Source organism: Sulfitobacter sp. KMM 9851, from assembly GCF_057178245.1.
In genome coordinates this window covers 76,262-95,794 of the sequence record NZ_JBXUCW010000002.1, presented here as the reverse complement: position 1 = coordinate 95,794, position 19,533 = coordinate 76,262, and the positions used below count along the sequence as shown (strand labels likewise).

Below are 19,533 nucleotides of genomic sequence, written 5' to 3'. Positions count from 1 at the left end.
CCCAGGACAGTCCGAAATGGGCTTAGTCAGCCTTTTTGACATCACCGGGGACCAAGAACCCCAGATAGTCGATGTTATAGCCTTCGACATTCGCCTGCGTGGCGATCACGGCCCAGTTCGTCAGGATCGGCACGGCGATCACGTTTTCCAACAGAACTTTCTGCGCCTCCGAAATGCACGTGCTGCGCACGGCGGGGTCAACGGTTGCATCACACCGGTTCAGCAGGTCGTCGATCTCTGGGTTGGCCGACAGCTTTTCGCGGTGACCCGGCGACCGGTAGAGTTCGGTCAGCATCCCCGCATCACTGGACGTCCAGCGCATCAGATCCATGTCCCAATCATCTTCCAGCAATGACGGATAGAATGCGCCCCAGTCGGCAGTTTCCAGGTTGGCTTTGATGCCGATGTCAGCCAAGTTGGCTTGAACAACCTGCAATGTGCGCTGAATATGGGTAAACCCGGCATAGCTCTTGATCAGGAATTCCGCAGGCTTGCCGTCTTTGTCGCGGATACCATCCCCATCGCTGTCTACCCAGCCGAGATCATCCAGGATTTGCTTGGCTTTCTCAGGATCGTAAGGCGTGCCGTAGGCTTCGGCCACCTCGGCATCAAAGCCGGGAATCCCCAGCGATAGCGGGCTAAGTGCAACCGAGGCATAACCGTCCCACGCCGCTGCAACGGCGGCATCACGGTCGACCGCATGGCCGATTGCCCGGCGCATGTCCACGTTATCGAACGGGGCGCGCTGGTGGTTGAATTCGAGGAAAACAATATTGGTGGCCGTCTTGTCGATCACCGTATTGAAATCCGGATTGTCCACAAATTGCGCAATGGCATCAGTCTGTAGGATCGAACCCGTCAACTCACCGGCTTCCATCGCAGCCTGCGCCACACCGTCTTCGGAAATCACCGACAGAACCACCTCATCGGCATAAGGCTTGCCTTTGTTCTCCGCGTCGTTGCGAAACTGCTGATACGCGTCGTTCCGCGTCATCCGAATTTCGCTGCCCGGAATCCACTGCTCAAACTTGAAGGGGCCGGTGCCGACGGGACCGCGGGCATAGTCCTTCCCCGCTGCCTCGACCGCCTTAGGCGAATTGATGCCCCCTGCCGCCTCGGCCAACGTCACAAAAAACGGCGCGTAAGGGCTGGAGAAGGTGAACTTCACAGTCATCTCATCCACCGCGTCGACCGAGGTAAGCGGCCCCATGCTCGCAAGGTTTGGCGACGCGGATGCCGGATCAAGGATCTTGTTGAAATGGAATGCCACCGCGTCCGCGTTGAAAGGCTCTCCATCGTGGAAAGAGACACCGCTCCGCAGCTTGAACGTCAACTCCGTCTGACTGTCGTTCACTTCCCAGCTTTCGGCCAGCCACGGCTGCGCATTGCCGTCCTGATCAAAATAGACCAGCCGCTCTAGAAGGAACTCCGCCATCACCGTGTTTGCAGTAAGCGAAGTCGTTTCGACATTATAAAGGCTCTCTGGATCTTCTTGCACACGAAAATGGAGCGTTTCAGCCATTGCGGCCGGGCCAATCCCAAAGGCGACCAGAGACGCCAGAATGCTATTTCTACTAACTATGCTGTTCATCGTCGTTCCCCTGATGGTTGCGGGCATTCTCTGACGGAACGCCTATGCAGCCACAGGAAATGCTAAATTTTGCGACCTGTCAAATCATTTTGACTAGTCGGCTTTGATTTACTACCACGACGCCACTTTCCCTTTCGGGCCGCTGTTTCATGCCGGGAATGGGGGATAAAGCATAAAGGAAATGTTTGATCTGGCAGTCCCGCGTTGGCTTATATCGGAACGGGATAATCGGCGCGGCGCGTTTCTAACGACGCCAGCAGTATGGATGCATCCGCAGATCAACTTACTGACGGCTTGGTGCGACACCCTGCGACATGCGGCAAAAGCCCGGTTGGCTTACCCGTGTTCGGGAACCGCTGAAATCATCGTGCCATCGCGCAGGTGCTGGACGGCGTTGTCCACGGCAAGCTGACCCATCGCCAACCGCGTCTCGACCGTCGCGCTGCCGACATGCGGCAGCAAGACGACGTTGGACAGATCACGCAACGCCTGTGGGATCGCGGGTTCGTTTTCAAACACGTCCAAACCGGCCCAGCCCAGCGTCCCGTTTTGCAGCGCGCTGATCAGCGCAGGCTCGTCCACAACGGACCCACGGCTGACGTTGATCAACGTCCCCTGCGGGCCGAGCGCCTCAAGGACCTGCGCATTGACGATACGCTCGGTCCCTGCCCCGCCGGGAGTGACACAGACCAGAACATCGCAGGCGGCTGCCATATCGGCCAGATTGTCAAAATACGTATAAGGAACGTCTTTCTGTCGGCGAGAATGATAAACGATTTCAGGGGTCCAAGGCGCAAACCTATCTGCGATTGTCTGCCCGATACGCCCCAGCCCCAAAATTCCAATCGTCTGATTGTCGGGCGACCGTGTCAGCGGTGCGGCGCCCGATGTTTCCCATGCGCCCGACCGCGCCCAAGCCTCGTCCCGCATCGCTTCGCGGTAACACATCAGCATCAGCAGAACGGCAGTGGTTGCGACCTCTGAATTCAGCACATTCGGCGTATGCGACACCAGTATGCCACGCTCGATCGCGGCATCCATGTCGATGCCATCATACCCGACCCCGTAATTGCTGATCGCCTTGAGCCTCGGCAGCCCCTCCATCATCTCGCGAGACACGCCAATGCCGCTGCTGGTCAGAACATGGGTGATCTTTTCCGCCGGATAATCGTCGGGGGTGTGAACGGTAAAAACCTGGACAAGCTGTTCACGCATGACGTCCGTAATGCGGCTAAGTTGAAGAAGATCAGACATGGCAACTCCTAGATATTCAAACCTGCTTAGCTGTCACCGTTCAGGTGAAGCCCGCTGTCCAACGACAGCACCGATCCGGTCATCAGCCGCGCACCCGTCGACAACCAGTAAACATCCGCCGCCACGTCTTCGGGTTGGCCGACCAGTTGCAGCGGCGCGCGCGCCTCTTGCATGTCGACGCGCGCATCAAAGACCTGTTTGTCCATCCGCTCCACAAACCCACCGGCGATCAAGGCCGGGCAGACGGCATTGACCCGCACCTTGGGGGCCAGCACCCGCGCCAATGACATCGTCAGCGTGTTTGTCGCCCCCTTCGATGCGGCATAAGCAATCGACGATCCGGTGCCCCAGATCGCACCATACGACGACACGATCACGACACTGCCGCCCTCTCCGGCTTTTAGGGCCTCGGCGCAGGCGCGCACGATCTGAAAAGGGCCCGCAGTGTTGACGGCAGCCGTCATCATGAAATCATCCATCGTCAGCGCATCTAGATCGCTGTGTGGCACCATGCGCGTGGTCCCCGCCGACGACACCAGTGCGTCGATCCGCCCGAATGTCGATGTGGCAAGCGCGGCCAGTGCCCTGCAATCGGCGTCTATCGTCACGTCCGACCGCGATGCGACCGCCTGCACGCCAAGGCCCGCCGCCTCTTGCACCAGGGCATCAGCAGCGGATTTTTCGCTCTCCAGGTAAAAGCTTAGAACGACGTTCCATCCCTCGCGCATGAAATGCTGCGTACACGCGCGCCCGATACCCGATGCCCCACCGGTGATCACCGCTGTTCTGGTCATGGTCTTGATCCTTTATGCCACGCGGCGGTCGCGCCTATGCGCAGGCAACCCAGCACCGTAGGGGCCGCAGCCGTATCACCCGGAACCTTCATCCAATCGGGTCCTTTTCCCAGATCACATTGCCACTGTGGGTCACGGCACCTTTATCGGCAGAACCAACCGTGGCCGCGTATTTCTCTAGCAGCCCGCCCCTGGCGATTGTTGGCCGCATAGGCTTGTCCGCGCGGCGGCGCGCCAGTGCACTGTCATCAACCCGCATGGCAAGCGTGCAAACCCCCGCTTGTGCGTCAATGTCGATGATGTCACCGTCTTGCAGCAGGCCGATTGGACCATCGCTTACCGCCTCGGGACAGACATAGCCGATGCACATGCCCCGCGTCGCGCCGGAAAAACGACCATCGGTGATCAAGGCCACTTTTTCCCCGTTCCCCTGACCATAGATCAATGCCGTGATACCCAGCATCTCGCGCATACCCGGCCCGCCACGGGGGCCTTCATTGCGGATTACGATCACGTCTCCTTCGGCATAATCCAGCGTTCGGATGGCTTTCAGACAATCCTCTTCACATTCAAACACCCGCGCGGGCCCGCTGTGCACCAGTTTCTTCAACCCCGCCACCTTGAGCAAGGCACCGTCCGGCGCAAGGTTGCCCTTGAGAACGACAACACCCCCTGTCGGGGCAATTGCCTGTGACGTCTGGCGCACAACCTCGCCGTCAGGCGCCGCCGTTTCAGACAGTTCTTCTGCGATGGTCTTGCCGGTGATCGACAGGCAGTCGCCGTGCAGAAACCCACCGTCCAGCAAGGATTTGAAAATCGCGGGCGCGCCACCGGCATGGAATACATCGCGCGCCAAGAACCGGCCGCCGGGCTTGAGATCGGCAATCAATGGCGTGCGGGCAAACACCTCGGCCACGTCATCGAGATGAAATGCGATCCCCGCTTCATGGGCGATCGCGGGGATGTGCAAGGCGGCATTGGTCGAACCACCCGTTGCGGCAACCACAGCACAGGCGTTCTCCAGCGACTTGCGCGTGACCAGATCGCGCGGCAAAGGCGCATCACCCATCACCGCCGCCATCAGCACCTTGCCCGCACGCCGCGCCAGTGGCGCGCGCGCGGCATAGACCGCCGGCACCATCGACGACCCCATCAGCGCAAAGCCCAGTATCTCGGACACCATACCCATCGTATTGGCCGTGAACTGCCCGGCGCAGGCACCCGATGTGGGCAGGCAACTGCGTGTCATCTGGTCCAGCTCTTCTTCGGTCGCTTCACCGGCCAGCACCTTGCCGATTGTCTCGTAGGTATCGACGATGTTCACGTCCTTGCCGTCAATCTGACCAGGCAGGGATGACCCACCGTACAAGAACAGCGATGGCACGTTGCACCGCGTCATTCCCATCATCAGGCCCGGCATGTTCTTGTCACACCCCCCGATGCCAAAAACGCCGTCCCATTGATGGCCCCGCACCGTCGCCTCGACACTGTCTGCAATCAGATCGCGCGAGATCAGCGAAAACCGCATGCCTGAATGTGCCACGCTCAACCCATCGGAAACCGATACAACCGGACATTCATGCGGCGTACCGCCGGCGGCAAAGATACCGGTTTTGGCGTGCTGGGCCTGATCGCGCAGGCTGGTGTTACACGGGCTCATGTCGCCACCCGTATGGATCACCGCCACATGCGGGTTCGCGATGTCTTCGTCATCCAGACCCAGCGCATAAAGAAAGCTGCGGGTCGTGCTGCGGATGATGCCATCACGGATGGTTTCAGAACGGAAACGCGGCGTTTTCATCAAAGATGTCCTATAACGAGTGGTTAAAATGAGCAAGAAATGCCCTGCGATCAGCCCGCCAGAAACCGGGGCAGCCAAGTGGCCAGATCACTCCACCACAACACCACCATCAAGATCAGGATCTGGATTGCGACAAAGGGCACGATACCGCGGTAGATATCTGCGGTGGTCACCTCTTTTGGCGCCACGGCCCGCAGATAGAATAGGGCAAATCCGAACGGCGGCGTCAGGAACGAGGTCTGCAAGTTCAACCCCATGATCACGGCAAGCCAGACCGGATGGAACAACACCGAACCATCCGCCCCGCTGAACGAGAACAGCACCGGGGCCATGATCGGCGTGACCACAAAAACGATCTCAAGGAAATCCAGAAAGAACCCCAGCACGAACATGATCAGCAACATACTGCCAAGCGCAATCCAGGGCCCGCCGGGCAGACCCGTAAAGAAATCGTTGACCGTCTGCTCGCCGCCCAGCCCGCGAAAGGCAAGGTTGAACACCTGCGCCCCGATATAGATGGCAAATACCATTACGGACATGTGCAGCGACGCCCGCAAGATGGATGTCAGAACCGATGGTTCCTTGTCGGTCTTGGCCAGCCAGATGCGCCACAGGCTGACAGCACCGCCCCAGATGAACGCCAGCAGCGCCAGCGACACGATGGCAATGTTGACCGTATCGCGGGTGGTGATAGTGGTTTTCGCCAGACGCAGATCAAAGTTCAGCACGAAATAGACAACGACAATCGCCCCGCCGACGGCCACAAGCTGGGGCAATGACGACCGATCCGACAGGCGCTGCCCGGCCAGCAGTACCGCACCGATTGACCCGATAGAGGCGGCTTCGGTCGGGGTGGCGACACCAAACAGGATCGAACCAAGCACGGCAACGATCAACAGCAGCGGCGGAATCAACAGCATCAGTACAGGACCAAAGGCGACCTTTTCACCTTCGACCAAAACGCTTGGCGCACGGCGCGGCGAAATGATGGCCACGGCAAGAATATAAAGAACATAGGCCCCGACCAACACCAGCCCCGGCAACAGCGCCCCGGCAAAGATATCCCCGACCGACACCGGGTCAGGCGCCCAGTCCCCCACATTGCGCCGCGCGGTGATGTACGAGTTCGACAGCACATCCCCCAGAATGATCAAAACCAGTGACGGCGGAATGATCTGCCCCAGCGTCCCCGAGGCGGCAATGATCCCCGTCGACAGACGTTTGTCATAGTTCGCCTTAAGCATGGAAGGCAGCGAAATCAGGCCCATCGTGACCACGGTCGCGCCAACAATACCGGTAGAGGCGGCCAGCAACATGCCAACAATCGCCACCGAAATACCCAAGCCACCCGGCAAACGCCCAAATATCTTGGCCATGGAATTCAGCAGGTCCGCAGCGACCCCACTCCGCTCCAGCGTGACGCCCATAAACACAAACAGCGGCACCGCCACCAACACTTCGTTGGTTTCATCCATCAGCCCAAAGATGCGGCCAAACAGCGCCCGCAGAAACGACAGATCCCCCCGGCAAAAAAACCGACCTGAAAAACGGCCCCCAGCACCGAAAACAGCAACCCCACACCGGCCAGCGTGAATGCCACCGGAAAGCCGCGCAGCAACAGCACGATCGCGACCGGGAACATCAGCAGATCGAGGTTTGCAATCAATAGGTTCACAGCTCGTGACTCACTTCATAAACCGGATCGGTGGAACGCCCCGTCAGACGCAAAACCGCTTTGATCATGGTGGATATCGCCTGCGCTGACACCAACACACAGAACACGATCACCAGCCCCTTCAGCAGATAGCGCAGCGGGATTCCATTGGGTTCAAGCGACCCTTCCTTGACCATCCACGCCATTGTGATGTTGGGCATCGCAGACCAGCCAATCGCGGCACACAGCGGCAGCACGAACAACAGGCTGCCGAAAAATTCGGTCAGGTCCTGTACTCGTGGGCTGGCTTTTTCATACAGGATATCGACGCGGACATTCTTGTTCCACAGCATCGCATATGACGTACCCAGCAGGATTGTGATGCCGTGCAGATACACGACCCCCTCCTGCAACCAGACGGCAGGCACGCCGAATAACATGGAGGTCGAAAAGATATAACGCGCGACAACCACGGCGAATTGCAGGATCACCATCAACAAGATGCCCCAGCACACTACGCGCCCAATACGGTCGTTCACCGTATCAATCACGGCGGCAATCTGTTTCATCCAGTGGTCCTTTTCGCCATCACGGCGGGCCGCCTCTGCGCCCCGCCGATTCAGTTCCCGATCTTAGATGCCCCAGGCCTGAGCGCGGTCAGAGTACATCTGCCCCTCAAGCAACTTTCCGCAATACACGGCCTGCTTCAGGTACTCGACATAAGGTGCATGGACCTTTTCAGACATTTCGTCACCTGCCGGATAGCTTTCAAACACCTCGACGGATGCCTTTCCCAAGGCGGCGATCACATCGTCGGGGAAAACCGACGGGGTGACACCATCTGCTGCCAGCTGCTGCAAGGCGACCGCGTTGTTATAGGCAAAGGCGGTCGTTGTCTCATCCGCAACGGCGGAAACAATCGACTCCACGATGACCTTTTGGGCGGGTGTGAATTCTTCCCACACGTCTTGGCGCACGATACACTCCAGACCGGCACCGGTTTCGTGGGGGGCAGGCATATAGTAATGCGGTGCAACTTTGGACAGACCCAGGGCCTTGTCGTTCCACGGGCCGACAAATTCGGCAGCATCCACAACACCCGATTGCAGCGCCGGGAAAATCTCGCCCGCTGGCAGGTTGACCGAAGACACACCGATCTTTTGCATGATCGCACCACCCAGACCGGCAATGCGCATTTTCAGGCCCTGCATATCATCAAGCGAATTGATCGGCTTTTTGAACCAGCCACCGGCCTGCGCCATCGAACTGCCCGCCCAGAACGGCTTGATGTTGAACGGCGCATAGGCTTCGTCCCACAGCGCCTGACCGCCACCATAACGAATCCAACCACCCAACTCGCCTGCCGACATCCCGTAAGGCATGTTGGTAAAATACATTGCAGCTTTGATTTTCCCGGCGGCGAAATAAGGCGACGTATGGCCCATCTCTGCGGCACCGGTCGAAACGGCATCGTTCACGGCATAGGGGGGCACCAATTCACCACCGCCGAAATATTCCACTGTCAGCGCGCCGTCTGTCGCTGCGGTCACTTTCTTGGCGATGTTTTCAGCGGCATGACCCAAACCTGGAAAGCCACGCGGAAATGTCCCAACCAGCTTCAGGACACGTTTGTTTTGCGCCACGGCTGGTGCGGCGAGGGTCAAAGCGGCGGCGCCAAGTGCGGCACCGGACAATAGGGTTCTGCGTTTCATTGGTGTTCATCCTCCGTGATGACTGCAAGGGCAATGCAGTCGCGCAATGGCCTTGTCGCGGCAGCATAGGACCAAGCCGGTTAGTTCCGCAATATGGAATATTAACTACTTTCTATTTCACTTTTTGCAATTATTATGGTTATTCTTTTAGGCAGAACCAGCACCCGGCCCTGCCCCCTGCAGGGCCAATGCGATGAGGCACTTAGATGGTGACGTTAAAACAGCTCGAAGCCTTGTATTGGATCAGTCGGCTGGGCAGTTTCGAAGCCGCCGCCCGTCATTTGCAAACCTCGCAATCCACAATCACCCGGCGCATACAGGAATTTGAGGCGGTGACAGGGGCCGTGCTGTTTGACCGCACAACCCGCGTCCCCACCTTGTCGCGCCGTGGGCAAGAAGCCTCCCTGCAAGCGGCGGCGATTCTGGAAAGCACCGACCAACTGATGGCCGGGCTGTCGTCGCCCGACATGATCGCCCGGCGTGTCTCCATCGGCGTGACGGAACTGTCGTCGTTTAGCTGGATACCCGACTTCATGCGCAAGGTGCGCGCCGCCTTTCCGAAACTGGAACTCGACCTGCGGGTAGGCTCCGCTTTCAAGTTACGTCAGTTACTGGTCGACAACGAACTGGACTTCGTAGTGGTGCCCTCGGCCCTGTACCCGCCGGGGTTTACCGCGAAGAAAGTTGGCGCGCTGACGACATCATTCTGCGCGGCGCATGGCAGATTCCCACCCGACACTCAGCTAAGTCTGGAAATACAGGCCGGGACGCCGCTGATCGTGCAGGAAAATACGCTATTCGATCAGGTTGTCGCGCGCGTGCTGGCCGATGCCGAACCTGACCTGAGCGAGGTTATTGTCGCGGACGGGTTGTTGGCGATGATCGCCTTGGTCGCCTCGAACTACGGCATTTCCGTTCTGCCCGATTTCATACTCGACACCCCGCCCTTTTCACTGGCGATCAGCCGCATCTCTCCCGAATTCAAACCCGATCCGCTCGCCTATGTGATCGTCTATTCTGAAAGCACCCGCAGCCCTGCCGTGATGACCCTGATCGAAATGGTGCAGGACATCTGCCGTTTCGATCAGTTCTTTGCGGGCATCACCCCGGCTTGAACAGTCGCATCATTGGGCAAGCCGCCGAAAAAACCCGTTAAAACGGGTCTTCGATGGTCACCCCGGTCGGCGCAAAATCACTAACATTGCCGGTCACGACGGTTGCGCCATGGCGCAGCGCCGATGCCGCGATCATCAGGTCGGCACCCGTATGTCCGATCTCGGCCGACAGCCGCCCCCATATGCGCGCATCCTTGGCATCGAACGGCAGCAACCGGTCGGAAAACAGCAGCACTGTCCGGTCAAGCCAAAGGCGCAGATCGCGCGCGAAATCCGGGTCGCGATCCTCTTGCTTGCGGATGCCACGCTCGATCTCGCCCACCGTGATCACGCTAAGGAACAAGTCCTGCTCCGACCGGCCACGCAGCCAGGCGGCGACTTTGGGCGCACGGTCCGGGCGGCGCACGGCAGAGATGACGTTGGTATCAAGCAAATACATCAAAATGCCACGTCTCGCGGCCTGGCCTCGGCGCGTTCCACCTCACCCCCCGGAAAGGCCATCAGATGATCCGCAAAACTCTCGCGGGTTTTAACTGCCCCGGCAAGCAGACGATGATACTCCTCCAACGACAAGATCACCACCGCAGGCCGCCCCCGGCGCGTCACCTCTTGCGGTGTCCCGGCAAGGGCGGCCTCGACCACCGCACTGAATTTATTCTTGGCGTCTTGAACCGTCCACATACTGCAACTCCTAGCTAGCTACCTGTCTAGCTATATCGTGCCTTTTGCCCCCGCGTCAAGGGTGGGCGGCAGGCATCACGCCCGCTGCCCCTCCCATGCCCCGGATCAATCCGCATCATCCAAACGCTTCAATCCCCTGCTGCAATTTGGCCCTCGGCACGGCGGAAAAGTCCCTGTCCAACCGCAGCGCGCGCGGGATCGCTTCACCATCGGGGATGCCCTCGTCGCGCGCATAAGACAGGGCAAGCTGTGCCATCTCGCCAAAAGACAGGTCTTTGCGGATCAAGTTTTCGTCGACCATTATGCGGTACAAATCGACCAAGGGAGCCCCGCGGGGAACCATCGCCGCCGGATTCCGAGTATAGCGCAAATCGCCGGTTCCCTCGGCCAACTGTTTGAACGCGGTCAATCTACGGAAGCCCTGGATCAGTTCAAACGGCACCGTAAACTTAGCTGGGCCAATGAGTTATCCACACCCGGAAGCTATACTGCTCTACCTGTGCGATTTCGCGCCAAGTTTGCGTCGAAAGTGATCTCATTTCACGGGAACCGGTGGATGTCATTTTGTGGCAAGGAAGCTGGAACAAGTTGGCAATCGGGTCATAAATGGAAAGAAATCGTTGCAGCTGCCTCGGGTATTTGAACCGCTTCATTGCCTTCTCTCGCTGCCGCGTTGGCTGATGGGAAACGATTATGCCGCGCTCGGCCAGCAGATCTTCGGCCATGCGCAAACTGAGTGGAAATTTGAAATACAGCCAAACCGCATGAGCGATCACATCTGACGGGAAACGGTGGAGGTGATAGAGCGAAGAAGGCCTAGATTTGGTCATGCCTTGCCTTCGCATATCAACGGAGCCGGTGCATTAAGTCTACGGTGCCGTAGAAAGAGTTCCCTTCGCTGATACTGGAATCCGAAACAAGTACCGTGCGATCTGAACGGGAACTGAGTTCAGACATGATTTCGTCACCGCTGCAAAACGGTCAGGCCGCACAGCGCCTTGGGCTATCGACCGCCAGCGCGCAAAAGCTTTGTCCCGATAGACCAAATGCCGACCATGCATTAACAGTCGAACTGGACCACCCGATGGGGGCACCCCATGACTAAGGGTGCCGCCGCTCAAATCTGCAACACTTCAACGACAGGACAGAACCAAAAACGATCAGCGCGTAGCCGAGCAGTTCCAAGCCCTCCTGCACAACGGTTTTGAAAGTTGCGTTGTAGTCCGCCCCCATGACCGCCTGCCAAAGAACGCCTGTGCCAAACAGGCGGCTGAAGACGAGCAACATCAAGAGACCCATAACCATGAAAGTCGAGTGGCGTTCTGCGAACTGGCGCACAAGCGGCGCAGCAAAAGTGGTTTTGTACCGACGCATTATAACCGCGCCACAAAGTGCTGCCATGGCCCCTGGCACCACCCAAAAACCATGATAAATTTGATCAAGATGAGCGTCGTTTTCGCGGATGAACATGCAGGTAAATAGTGTTGCAAGCCCGATCAGGTAGCCCCGCGCCCCGACCTCGTGGATCGCACGCCAGATAAATATGAGTGCGGAAACCAGCACAAGCAAGGCTTGCAGCACTTCAGTGAGAGATGCCTCTGACACGCCATTCTTGAGGAGTTTCAAATCAATCATCACTGCAAGGACTACGCCCACCAGCAGCCCCGTCAGCGCCAGAAATTCAATTGCGACAGATCGTAGCTTGCGACGTGTCTCTAGCTGCGCAGGCCCCAGCAAATCGCTGTGCCTGTCCGTTATTGTGTTCATTTACTCTACTCCAATGTTTGGCGGGCCTGTCAAAGATCAGGCGGCCGGGACGAAGTAGATGTAATCGTCAAGCTGGGTGGCCATCGTCCGGTTCCAGAGGCAAGGACCCATTTGCGCGTCCTTGCCTGCACGCAAAGACAGATACGTTGATGTGCAAAATGATCCGATCGGTTACAGCATCCCCGGATTGAAGGAGCCGATTATGAAAAGCGCGGAATTATTGCATCTTAGTTTTGGGAGTTTTCTAGTCGGCTTGTCATTGTTTTGCGCCAACCTCTTGTTTGTTCAAAAAGAACATAGACAAGTGTACTGGCCCTTAGGGCTATTCTTCCTGTCGGAAGGTATCTCATCCCTCACATTGGTTCTGGATGCAGTCGCAAATGTCTATGATATCAGGGAGATATCCAGATATTATATGCCGCTCAGCATGCCCTTTGCGATGGCGCAGGTGCCGCTGTTTTGGATGTACGTGCGCGGCTTGACCGCTGATGCCAGTCATCTGGATATCAAATATAAGGGCTGGCATGCCGCGCCAGCGCTCGGCGCCTTCGTGTTTATGTTTCTCTTCCTGATGCTGCCTAACGATGTCTATCAGGCCTTGGAACGCAGTGAGACGGTAGATCATCCTTTGGTGCCGGTCCTTATTTTCGGAAGTTGGGCGCTGACAATCCTGTTTTACATTCAGATTTTCATTTACCTGTTTTTGACTGTTCGGCTGCTCACATCATATAATACCCGGCTCAAAGATCTGTTTGCCAGCACCGAAGATCGAGAACTTCACTGGCTCTGGTGGATCGTGGCTGCCACGGCAGCGTTTTTGATTTTTAACATCGCCAATGCACTGGCCGCTTTATCGGGCATATATGTTCTGCCAACCAGATTGTTGGAACAGCCTGTTATTGATCTGACCCTCAGTGCTGGGACCATCTGGATTCTTGCACTTTGGGGGCTGCGTCAGAAACCCGGTCTTGCCTGCTTGCCAGCATCCGCTGAAGCGCTGGAGTTAAAGGCTGCGGAAGCCACGCCAAAATACGAACGCTCTGCCCTGTCTGACGAACAGGCCCGACGCCTTGCCCGCAAGATCAACTCAGCGATGGAAAACGACCATTTATACCGCAATCCAAATCTGTCGCTATGGGACCTTTCAAAACACATTGGGGTCACGTCCAATTATCTTTCCCAGACCCTAAATGAAACGATCGGCAGCACGTTTTTTGACTATGTAAATCGTTGGCGAATTGAAGAAGCGGCCAGCCGGGTGCAGGACAGCAAAGATACCATTCTGACAATCGCTTATGACGTGGGTTTTAATTCGAAATCATCGTTCTACTCGGCCTTCAAGAAGCATCTTGGCGTAACGCCTTCTGCCTTGCGACACTCTGCTGCGCCTGAAAATACCAGGCCTCATCGGCATGTTGGGACCCGGTAGGTTTGTAGTCGAGCGGGATAGCATTCTGATTGAAGTCAGAACCTGTCACTCGCGTTTTCATTGATGGGCAAATGAGAACTGCATACCCGCCAAATAAGGGCAATTACATCGATGTGATCCAAGCCTATCGGCTCAGACAGGCCAGCGCGTCCTTCCCAACACGCACAGACGCCACCGGCAAGATTTCTGCCCAATGTAGCGATAGTTCGACTGACCCAACTGCGACAGCTACAGAAAGCAAAAACCATGAAGATGAATAATCGCAAACCCGCCTGCGGACATCACCTGATTGTCCGGCGGCGCGCCACACCAAGCGCTATAATTTTAATTACCATAGCCTCAATCTCGATTGGTGTGGCCGGCGCTTCATTTGCTTCTTCGGAAGACATCCAGCCGCTGAACGGGCCGTGGCAGGCCGTTATAAAAGTGAAGTCAGTCAGCGGATGTAGTGCTGAAATGCGGCGCGAGATCAAGTCAGAAGCCAAGGATGAAGTGCTTTACTCAAAACTGCTGACATTCCCCGAACCACTCGACCTGAACAAGCTTAATAAAGCCTGGGACGTGAACATCGACTGGACTCGCGATAGCCCCAACCGCTGGTCGGGCCACATGGTCGAAAAGGAACTTACCCTTTACGGAAAGATCACAACAGTCACCACCGTGGACACGCGCATCGTTTCCGACTGGGTTATTGATCAGCAGTCGGTGATGACAATCAGCTTTCCACCCCGCCTGGCACGTAAATTTGGCACAACGGACCCTTGCGTCATTAATGCTGAAATCACCCATCGCCTGCGCTGATCCGCAGCGTTTTTGTGACGTCGTTATCCGTGCATGACGATTTGAGCGACTGCTTTGTCTGACCCTAGGCACACAACCACCACTGACAATTTTTCTATGAAAGAGGACTCTAAGATGAAACTTCGATTCGTCGCGCTTGTCGCGACGGCCACCACGTTGGTAGGCCCGACAGGTGCAGCAGCCGATGGCGTGTTCTCCAATGGACAATTCAACATCGGCGGCGGCGCCGTCCATACGCAGCACCTTTACAAGGGCGAAGAATATGAAACCTCGTTCGTGCCATTTCTGTCTTATGACAGCGACCGGTTGCATTTGGGATTTGACGGTATTGGCTACAAAGTCATCCGTAATGACAATCTCGAATTGGCATTGCGGCTTTCCCCCGGCCAAACGCCTGACTTTCCTGAAAAAAACCCGCTATACGCCGGGCTGACACGCGGCACGCCAGTAGATGCTGGTTTCGATATATCCTATCAGTTCGAACCGTTCTACGTCACCGGCGGTGTCATGATGGATGTTGCCTCTGAACACAGCGGTTATCAAGCCGAGGTCAAGGTGGGCAGCCAGTTTTCCCTTGGGGCGCTGGGGGTAGACATCGGAGCGGGTGCACGGATGCGTAACGGAAAACTGAACAACTTTCTATATGGGGTTTCCACTGCCGAAGCGAACGGCCTACGCTCTGCCTATGATGTTGGTGCCACAACGGAGCCATTTTTAGATCTGACGGTTTCATATACATTGAGTGACAATGTCAGTATGATCGGGATCGTAGACTATCATCTGATGGACGATAAGGTAAACGACAGCCCGCTTACGAATGGAAAAGACAGCCTAAGCGTCGGGCTAGGCGTTATCTATAGCTTCTAATTGAAGTATTTCCGCACATACAGGCTTCGGACGTATTTTCGCCCGAAGCACTTGTGCGCAGGGGGTTAGGCCGGGATGCTCGCGGGAATGGCGTATCTTTGCTGATATGGCATCGCTTCCGACGCGTCGGATAAATGACTATATCACCGAGGTTGCTATTGACGGTATTGCCAAGTTATTGGCGTCGACTTGTGAACCTTTGAAAAGGCCGGATCATACGGCCATTTCAAAGGTGTGGTCGGCCCAGTATCTGGCTCTTTTGCGGTCCAGTCTGGCAGCATCTGCTTCGATGTAAACATGCATACCGTCGATGGGCATCGTCAAGTTGCGGGGCATATCAATAGCCGATACGTGGGGGCATGACCAAACCCAAGCAATCTGGGCCTTTTCAGGCCAACTCTATAAGCGGTGCGCTGCCCCTATCTTCCTTGTGAGCCAATGATCTGAGATCCAGTCCGGATGGATGGATTATCAGGAAGTTTCTCCGTGGAGCGCTAAACGGGATTTCTCAGGAACATTGATATGATTGTGGGGCCGCGGGGTCATCCTCGACCGAGGCCTGATGCGGTGAAGGCGCAAATTGTGGCCGAGACCTCGGTTGAGGGTGCATCGGTGGGTGGTGTGGCACGGCGGTATAATATGCGGGCCAATCATTTGTCGGAATGGCGGCGCATGGCGCTGGAGGGCAAGCTGGTTCTGCCCGCTGTTCCTGACGAGCCAAGCTTTGCAGCATTGGTTGTGCGCGACGATTTTGTGGCGGCACTTGAACCTGTACCGCCGCCGTTGGATCGGATTTGTAGTGGCGTCACTGTGCGATTGGATGCAGCCACATCAGCGGCACGTATTGCTGAGATTGCCCGCGCCTTGAATGCTCTCTCATGATGTTCCCTTCGAACCGGGTGCGGATCGTTGTGGCGACCAAGCCCCCCTCTCACACATGCAAGCATGTGCTGCCGGGCAATGGTCGACTTCCGCAAGGGACATGACGGGTCCGCAGCGTTGGTCAGAAACGACCTGCACAAGGACCCGTTCACTGGGACGGTTTTTTTGTGTTCGGTCAAAGCGGGCAGATCGGCTGAAGTTGCTGTATTGGGACGGCACTGGTTTGGTCATGGCTTACAAGAGATTGGAGGAGCACATCTTCACTTGGCCTGCCATCAGGGATGTCCTGATGGCCTTGAACCACGCTCAGTTTGAAGCCCTGTTCTCGGGTTTAGACTGGCGCAAAGTAAGGGCTTTGTCCGTGCGTCCCCCACTGCGGCAGAGTGAATAAGACTGTCTTTTGCAGGGGTGCTGGAATTGATAGTCACATTGCATGTCAAAACCTGCCGATCTCCCTAATGATATTGAAGCCCTGAAGGCGCTTCTTGTTGCCTCAGAGAACCGCAATCTGCGCAAGCAGGATCGTATCCATCAGTTGTAGAAACTGGTTTCTGACTCCAAACGCGCCCTGTTTGGCACCCGGTCCGAGAAGGCCAATCCCGAGCAGTTTGAGCGGACGCTGGAAGACATCGAAGCCGTGATGGCGGCGGTCCACGATGAAGATGATGCGGTGGATCCACCTGCATCGCGCCCGGCAAAACCGCGCAATACCAACCGTGGCTCTCTCCCCTAGCAGTTGCCCCGCATCGAAGAGGTGATTGCGCCCGATAGCATGACCTGCGGTTGCGGCGCTGAACGGCATGTGATCGGTGAGGACGTCAACGAACGCCTCGACATAATCCCCGCACAGTTCCGCGTGATCGTCACCCGCCGTCCGAAGTATGCCTGTCGGTCCTGCACGAATGGGGTCATCCAAGTACCTGCACCCGCCCGGCTTATCCCGGGAGGCATGCCGATCGTGGCCACCGTGGTGCATGTGTTGGTGAGCAAATACGCAGATCATCTTCCGCGGTATCGTCAGGCGCAGATTTACAGCCGTCAGGGCATCGGCCTTGATCGATCCACCCTCGCAGGGTGGGTTGGCAAAGCAGCCTATGAACTGCGGCTCGTGTTTGATGCGTTGATCGCCGATTTGAAGCGTTCAACAAAACTGTTCATGGATGAAACGAGGGCACCAGCGCTCGACCCAAGCAGACGCAAAACCAAAAACCGGATACTTCTGGGCCTTGGCCCGCGGTGACCATCCATGAATCGGGTTGTATCTGCAGCGAATGGCGCCTTTCCGCCCCTTGTGTCGAGGAACACGAACGGCCCACAGCAGTCATTCGAGCCAGGCGCAGCCTATGGCCGCTCCCAGCCCGAAGCGGGTATCGCGCTTCGCGAAGCTTTGGCCGTGAACGGACTTGGACGCAGAGCTTTTAAATAACCCCACCAACCATTTGGCGGCTAGCTAATCCCCTTCCTGTCCTCCTCCCCGATCAAAACATCACGCCAGTTGATGTAAGTCTCGGGGGAATATCTTGCTTCAAATTCTCGTAGGCCCATATGCCCCGGATGACATTCCACAGCTTGAGTTACTAGCTCGATTGCTCTTTCGTTCTGACCGTCATTTCGAAAGCGTTCAGCCAGTGCCAGAGCCGCAGCGGCCTCATACAGCCGCGGAGCTCGCAGCCCCGTCTTCCTAGTGCGTTCTTGCCAGTAGATTGAGAATGCTTCCTCATGGACCGACAAAGACCAGCCCTCAGTTGAGCCCAGTATAGTGCGTCCCATCAAAACATCGGAAGACGGTGCTTCAGCTACCTGGGCATGCTTTTCAAGAAAGGATTTCCAATTCGGAGACTTGCTGTCTTCAGCGACCACTGAATTAAAGATTGCATACACGACGTATAGCGGAGGTTTGTTCTCCTTCTTTGCCTGAGGCAGCAGGCTTTCAACATCCTTAAGCATCTCGCGGAGGTCCGATAACTGAGCAGATTTGACCCGCATGTCGATATTTGAAAGCTGAGATAGTAAGCCTTCGAGTCTAGCCCTAGCTGACCTATCGTCACCGAGAGGTTTCCAAACCCAATACTGAGGCGCCATAGGCATAACCACAATGCCAGAACGCTCGAGATGGTAGTCATATTCCTGTACGGGGACTTTGGGGCTCTCCATGACAAAGGATCGGATCACATGGCGACTAAGACGGGCCAAGCCCTGTATCGTCAGTACAGGCCGCCGATCAACGTCAACGACTTCGCGATGGCCATGCGGGTTTGCCACGTTGTCTGAGAGAGGGCGAGCAGAGTGAATATATTGCGATCTAATTGCATACGCTTGTCGTAGTGATTCGTGCAGCTGATATCGCGCAATTACGCTATCGACCTTCAGCGAAGGCGCTCGGAAGTACGCACCATCAACTTTGGAGAGAACAAAATCTCGGTATCGGCGGGTCATCGCGTGATACTCACCTTCGAGTATCGCTGACCGTACTGCTGAGCTAATTTCGTCGGAAGCATCTTCCAAAGCTCTGTCAACTAGACGACTCTTCCTTTGATCAACATCGGACCATTCTGGTGTGAAGCCATCGAAGTCTTGAACCAACGTTTCAACCGACGAGACAAGTAGCGTATATGAGAGCCCAGGGTCATCCGGAATGCTATGGAGCGCAGCTACGTAGGTTTTCATCGCCCGCATTGCAGCTAGGAAGTACTTTCGCTCAAGGTCGAGGAGTTGACTTACAAACGCGATGAACCCCTCCCTTTTTTCCTGGGAGATTAAAACCTGACGCTCGAAAACTCCGCTGACAAAATCCTTTGGCGGGCTGTTGGCCGCGAAGCCGATAGCCTCATTGGTAAGCTTTCTTACGATGTCGACATCTGTGGCAACAAGAATCTCCAAGAAGAATGATGCAATGACAGAGAAGTCCCTCAAGTAGGGGGTAGCGCCACTAGACACGAGCACCCCAGGACCGTTCTCCTCGGTCTCCATCTTTTCTGTTAGCTCATAGACGACCGCCAGACTTCCTCGTTCTCCGCTTGTGCCGCGAAAGGAACCTGCCACGGTCTCCAGGTCAGTCGACCCAAAATATCCATTTGTATAAAGGACGCCCCGGATTTCGTTGGTCCAGCCAATGCCCCGAGTGAACAATTTGCCGGAAGCGATTTGAAGCATTTCAGTAGACCTCTTGTGCCAGTCATTGCCCG

The 19,533-nt window shown here is 56.4% G+C and carries 18 protein-coding genes and 4 pseudogenes; 8 read left to right on the top strand and 14 right to left on the bottom strand.

Going from position 1 to position 19,533, the window contains the following annotated elements; all coding sequences use genetic code 11:
* Nucleotides 1-22 precede the first annotated feature (22 nt).
* From AC1965_RS18775 to AC1965_RS18740, 8 genes are all read right to left on the bottom strand, one after another.
* A complete protein-coding gene (locus tag AC1965_RS18775) occupies nucleotides 23-1,591 on the bottom strand; it encodes an ABC transporter substrate-binding protein (protein ID WP_483887119.1) in 1,569 nt (522 codons plus the stop codon).
* Nucleotides 1,592-1,927: 336 nt separating this feature from the next.
* On the bottom strand, nucleotides 1,928-2,845 hold the full coding sequence (locus tag AC1965_RS18770) for a 2-hydroxyacid dehydrogenase (protein ID WP_483887118.1): 918 nt from the start codon (nucleotides 2,843-2,845) through the stop codon (nucleotides 1,928-1,930).
* A 26-nt stretch (nucleotides 2,846-2,871) separates the two neighbouring features.
* The gene (locus tag AC1965_RS18765; protein WP_483887117.1) at nucleotides 2,872-3,639 is read right to left on the bottom strand and encodes an SDR family NAD(P)-dependent oxidoreductase; all 768 of its coding nucleotides are present in this window, start codon (nucleotides 3,637-3,639) and stop codon (nucleotides 2,872-2,874) included.
* An 88-nt stretch (nucleotides 3,640-3,727) separates the two neighbouring features.
* Complete coding sequence (gene ilvD / locus AC1965_RS18760) at nucleotides 3,728-5,440, bottom strand: dihydroxy-acid dehydratase (RefSeq protein WP_483887116.1); 1,713 nt, start codon at nucleotides 5,438-5,440, stop codon at nucleotides 3,728-3,730.
* 50 nt (nucleotides 5,441-5,490) lie between these two features.
* Nucleotides 5,491-6,915, bottom strand: coding sequence for a TRAP transporter large permease (locus AC1965_RS18755; RefSeq protein ID WP_483887115.1), 1,425 nt, complete (start codon nucleotides 6,913-6,915; stop codon nucleotides 5,491-5,493).
* Nucleotides 6,915-7,115 carry a hypothetical protein gene (locus AC1965_RS18750; protein ID WP_483887114.1) on the bottom strand — a complete coding sequence of 67 codons (201 nt, stop codon included), beginning with the start codon at nucleotides 7,113-7,115 and terminating at the stop codon, nucleotides 6,915-6,917. Before AC1965_RS18750 ends, AC1965_RS18755 begins: the two co-directional genes overlap by 1 nt.
* The gene (locus AC1965_RS18745) at nucleotides 7,112-7,663 is read right to left on the bottom strand and encodes a TRAP transporter small permease subunit (protein WP_483887113.1); all 552 of its coding nucleotides are present in this window, start codon (nucleotides 7,661-7,663) and stop codon (nucleotides 7,112-7,114) included. The genes AC1965_RS18750 and AC1965_RS18745 overlap by 4 nt, the downstream gene beginning before the upstream one ends.
* 63 nt (nucleotides 7,664-7,726) lie before the next feature.
* Nucleotides 7,727-8,806 (bottom strand): TRAP transporter substrate-binding protein, encoded by a 1,080-nt coding sequence (locus AC1965_RS18740; RefSeq protein WP_483887112.1) that lies wholly within the window; start codon nucleotides 8,804-8,806, stop codon nucleotides 7,727-7,729.
* Nucleotides 8,807-9,012: 206 nt separating this feature from the next.
* Here AC1965_RS18740 and AC1965_RS18735 point away from each other — a divergent pair, with 206 nt between their 5' ends.
* A complete protein-coding gene (locus tag AC1965_RS18735) occupies nucleotides 9,013-9,921 on the top strand; it encodes a LysR family transcriptional regulator (RefSeq protein ID WP_483887111.1) in 909 nt (302 codons plus the stop codon).
* A 37-nt stretch (nucleotides 9,922-9,958) separates the two neighbouring features.
* Here AC1965_RS18735 and AC1965_RS18730 read toward each other — a convergent pair whose 3' ends face one another.
* The 5 genes and pseudogenes from AC1965_RS18730 to AC1965_RS18710 form a co-directional block, all read right to left on the bottom strand.
* Entirely contained in the window at nucleotides 9,959-10,360 is a 402-nt protein-coding gene (locus tag AC1965_RS18730; RefSeq protein ID WP_483887110.1) for a PIN domain-containing protein, read from the bottom strand.
* Nucleotides 10,360-10,602 carry a type II toxin-antitoxin system Phd/YefM family antitoxin gene (locus AC1965_RS18725; protein WP_483887109.1) on the bottom strand — a complete coding sequence of 81 codons (243 nt, stop codon included), beginning with the start codon at nucleotides 10,600-10,602 and terminating at the stop codon, nucleotides 10,360-10,362. Before AC1965_RS18725 ends, AC1965_RS18730 begins: the two co-directional genes overlap by 1 nt.
* A gap of 196 nt (nucleotides 10,603-10,798) precedes the next feature.
* Nucleotides 10,799-11,038 (bottom strand): annotated as a pseudogene (locus tag AC1965_RS18720) (replication protein); the annotation flags it as partial.
* Nucleotides 11,039-11,270: 232 nt separating this feature from the next.
* Nucleotides 11,271-11,432 (bottom strand): annotated as a pseudogene (locus AC1965_RS18715) (IS6 family transposase); the annotation flags it as partial.
* Nucleotides 11,433-11,703: 271 nt separating this feature from the next.
* Nucleotides 11,704-12,237 carry a hypothetical protein gene (locus AC1965_RS18710; RefSeq protein ID WP_483887108.1) on the bottom strand — a complete coding sequence of 178 codons (534 nt, stop codon included), beginning with the start codon at nucleotides 12,235-12,237 and terminating at the stop codon, nucleotides 11,704-11,706.
* A 334-nt stretch (nucleotides 12,238-12,571) separates the two neighbouring features.
* Here AC1965_RS18710 and AC1965_RS18705 point away from each other — a divergent pair, with 334 nt between their 5' ends.
* From AC1965_RS18705 to AC1965_RS18675, 7 genes and pseudogenes are all read left to right on the top strand, one after another.
* Nucleotides 12,572-13,798 carry a helix-turn-helix transcriptional regulator gene (locus AC1965_RS18705; RefSeq protein WP_483887107.1) on the top strand — a complete coding sequence of 409 codons (1,227 nt, stop codon included), beginning with the start codon at nucleotides 12,572-12,574 and terminating at the stop codon, nucleotides 13,796-13,798.
* Between the two features lie 246 nt (nucleotides 13,799-14,044).
* Nucleotides 14,045-14,599, top strand: a complete 555-nt coding sequence (locus tag AC1965_RS18700) for a hypothetical protein (RefSeq protein ID WP_483887106.1) — start codon at nucleotides 14,045-14,047, stop codon at nucleotides 14,597-14,599.
* A 114-nt stretch (nucleotides 14,600-14,713) separates the two neighbouring features.
* Entirely contained in the window at nucleotides 14,714-15,466 is a 753-nt protein-coding gene (locus AC1965_RS18695) for a MipA/OmpV family protein (protein WP_483887105.1), read from the top strand.
* A 567-nt stretch (nucleotides 15,467-16,033) separates the two neighbouring features.
* The gene (locus AC1965_RS18690; protein ID WP_483887104.1) at nucleotides 16,034-16,348 is read left to right on the top strand and encodes a transposase; all 315 of its coding nucleotides are present in this window, start codon (nucleotides 16,034-16,036) and stop codon (nucleotides 16,346-16,348) included.
* Between the two features lie 63 nt (nucleotides 16,349-16,411).
* Nucleotides 16,412-16,474, top strand: a pseudogene (locus AC1965_RS18685) (hypothetical protein); the annotation flags it as partial.
* A complete protein-coding gene (gene tnpB / locus AC1965_RS18680) occupies nucleotides 16,449-16,739 on the top strand; it encodes an IS66 family insertion sequence element accessory protein TnpB (RefSeq protein ID WP_483887103.1) in 291 nt (96 codons plus the stop codon). The pseudogene AC1965_RS18685 and the gene tnpB, both read left to right, overlap by 26 nt.
* 42 nt (nucleotides 16,740-16,781) lie before the next feature.
* Nucleotides 16,782-17,595: pseudogene (locus AC1965_RS18675) on the top strand (transposase); the annotation flags it as partial.
* A gap of 199 nt (nucleotides 17,596-17,794) precedes the next feature.
* Here AC1965_RS18675 and AC1965_RS18670 read toward each other — a convergent pair.
* Complete coding sequence (locus AC1965_RS18670; protein WP_483887102.1) at nucleotides 17,795-19,501, bottom strand: hypothetical protein; 1,707 nt, start codon at nucleotides 19,499-19,501, stop codon at nucleotides 17,795-17,797.
* Between the last annotated feature and the right edge of the window lie 32 nt (nucleotides 19,502-19,533).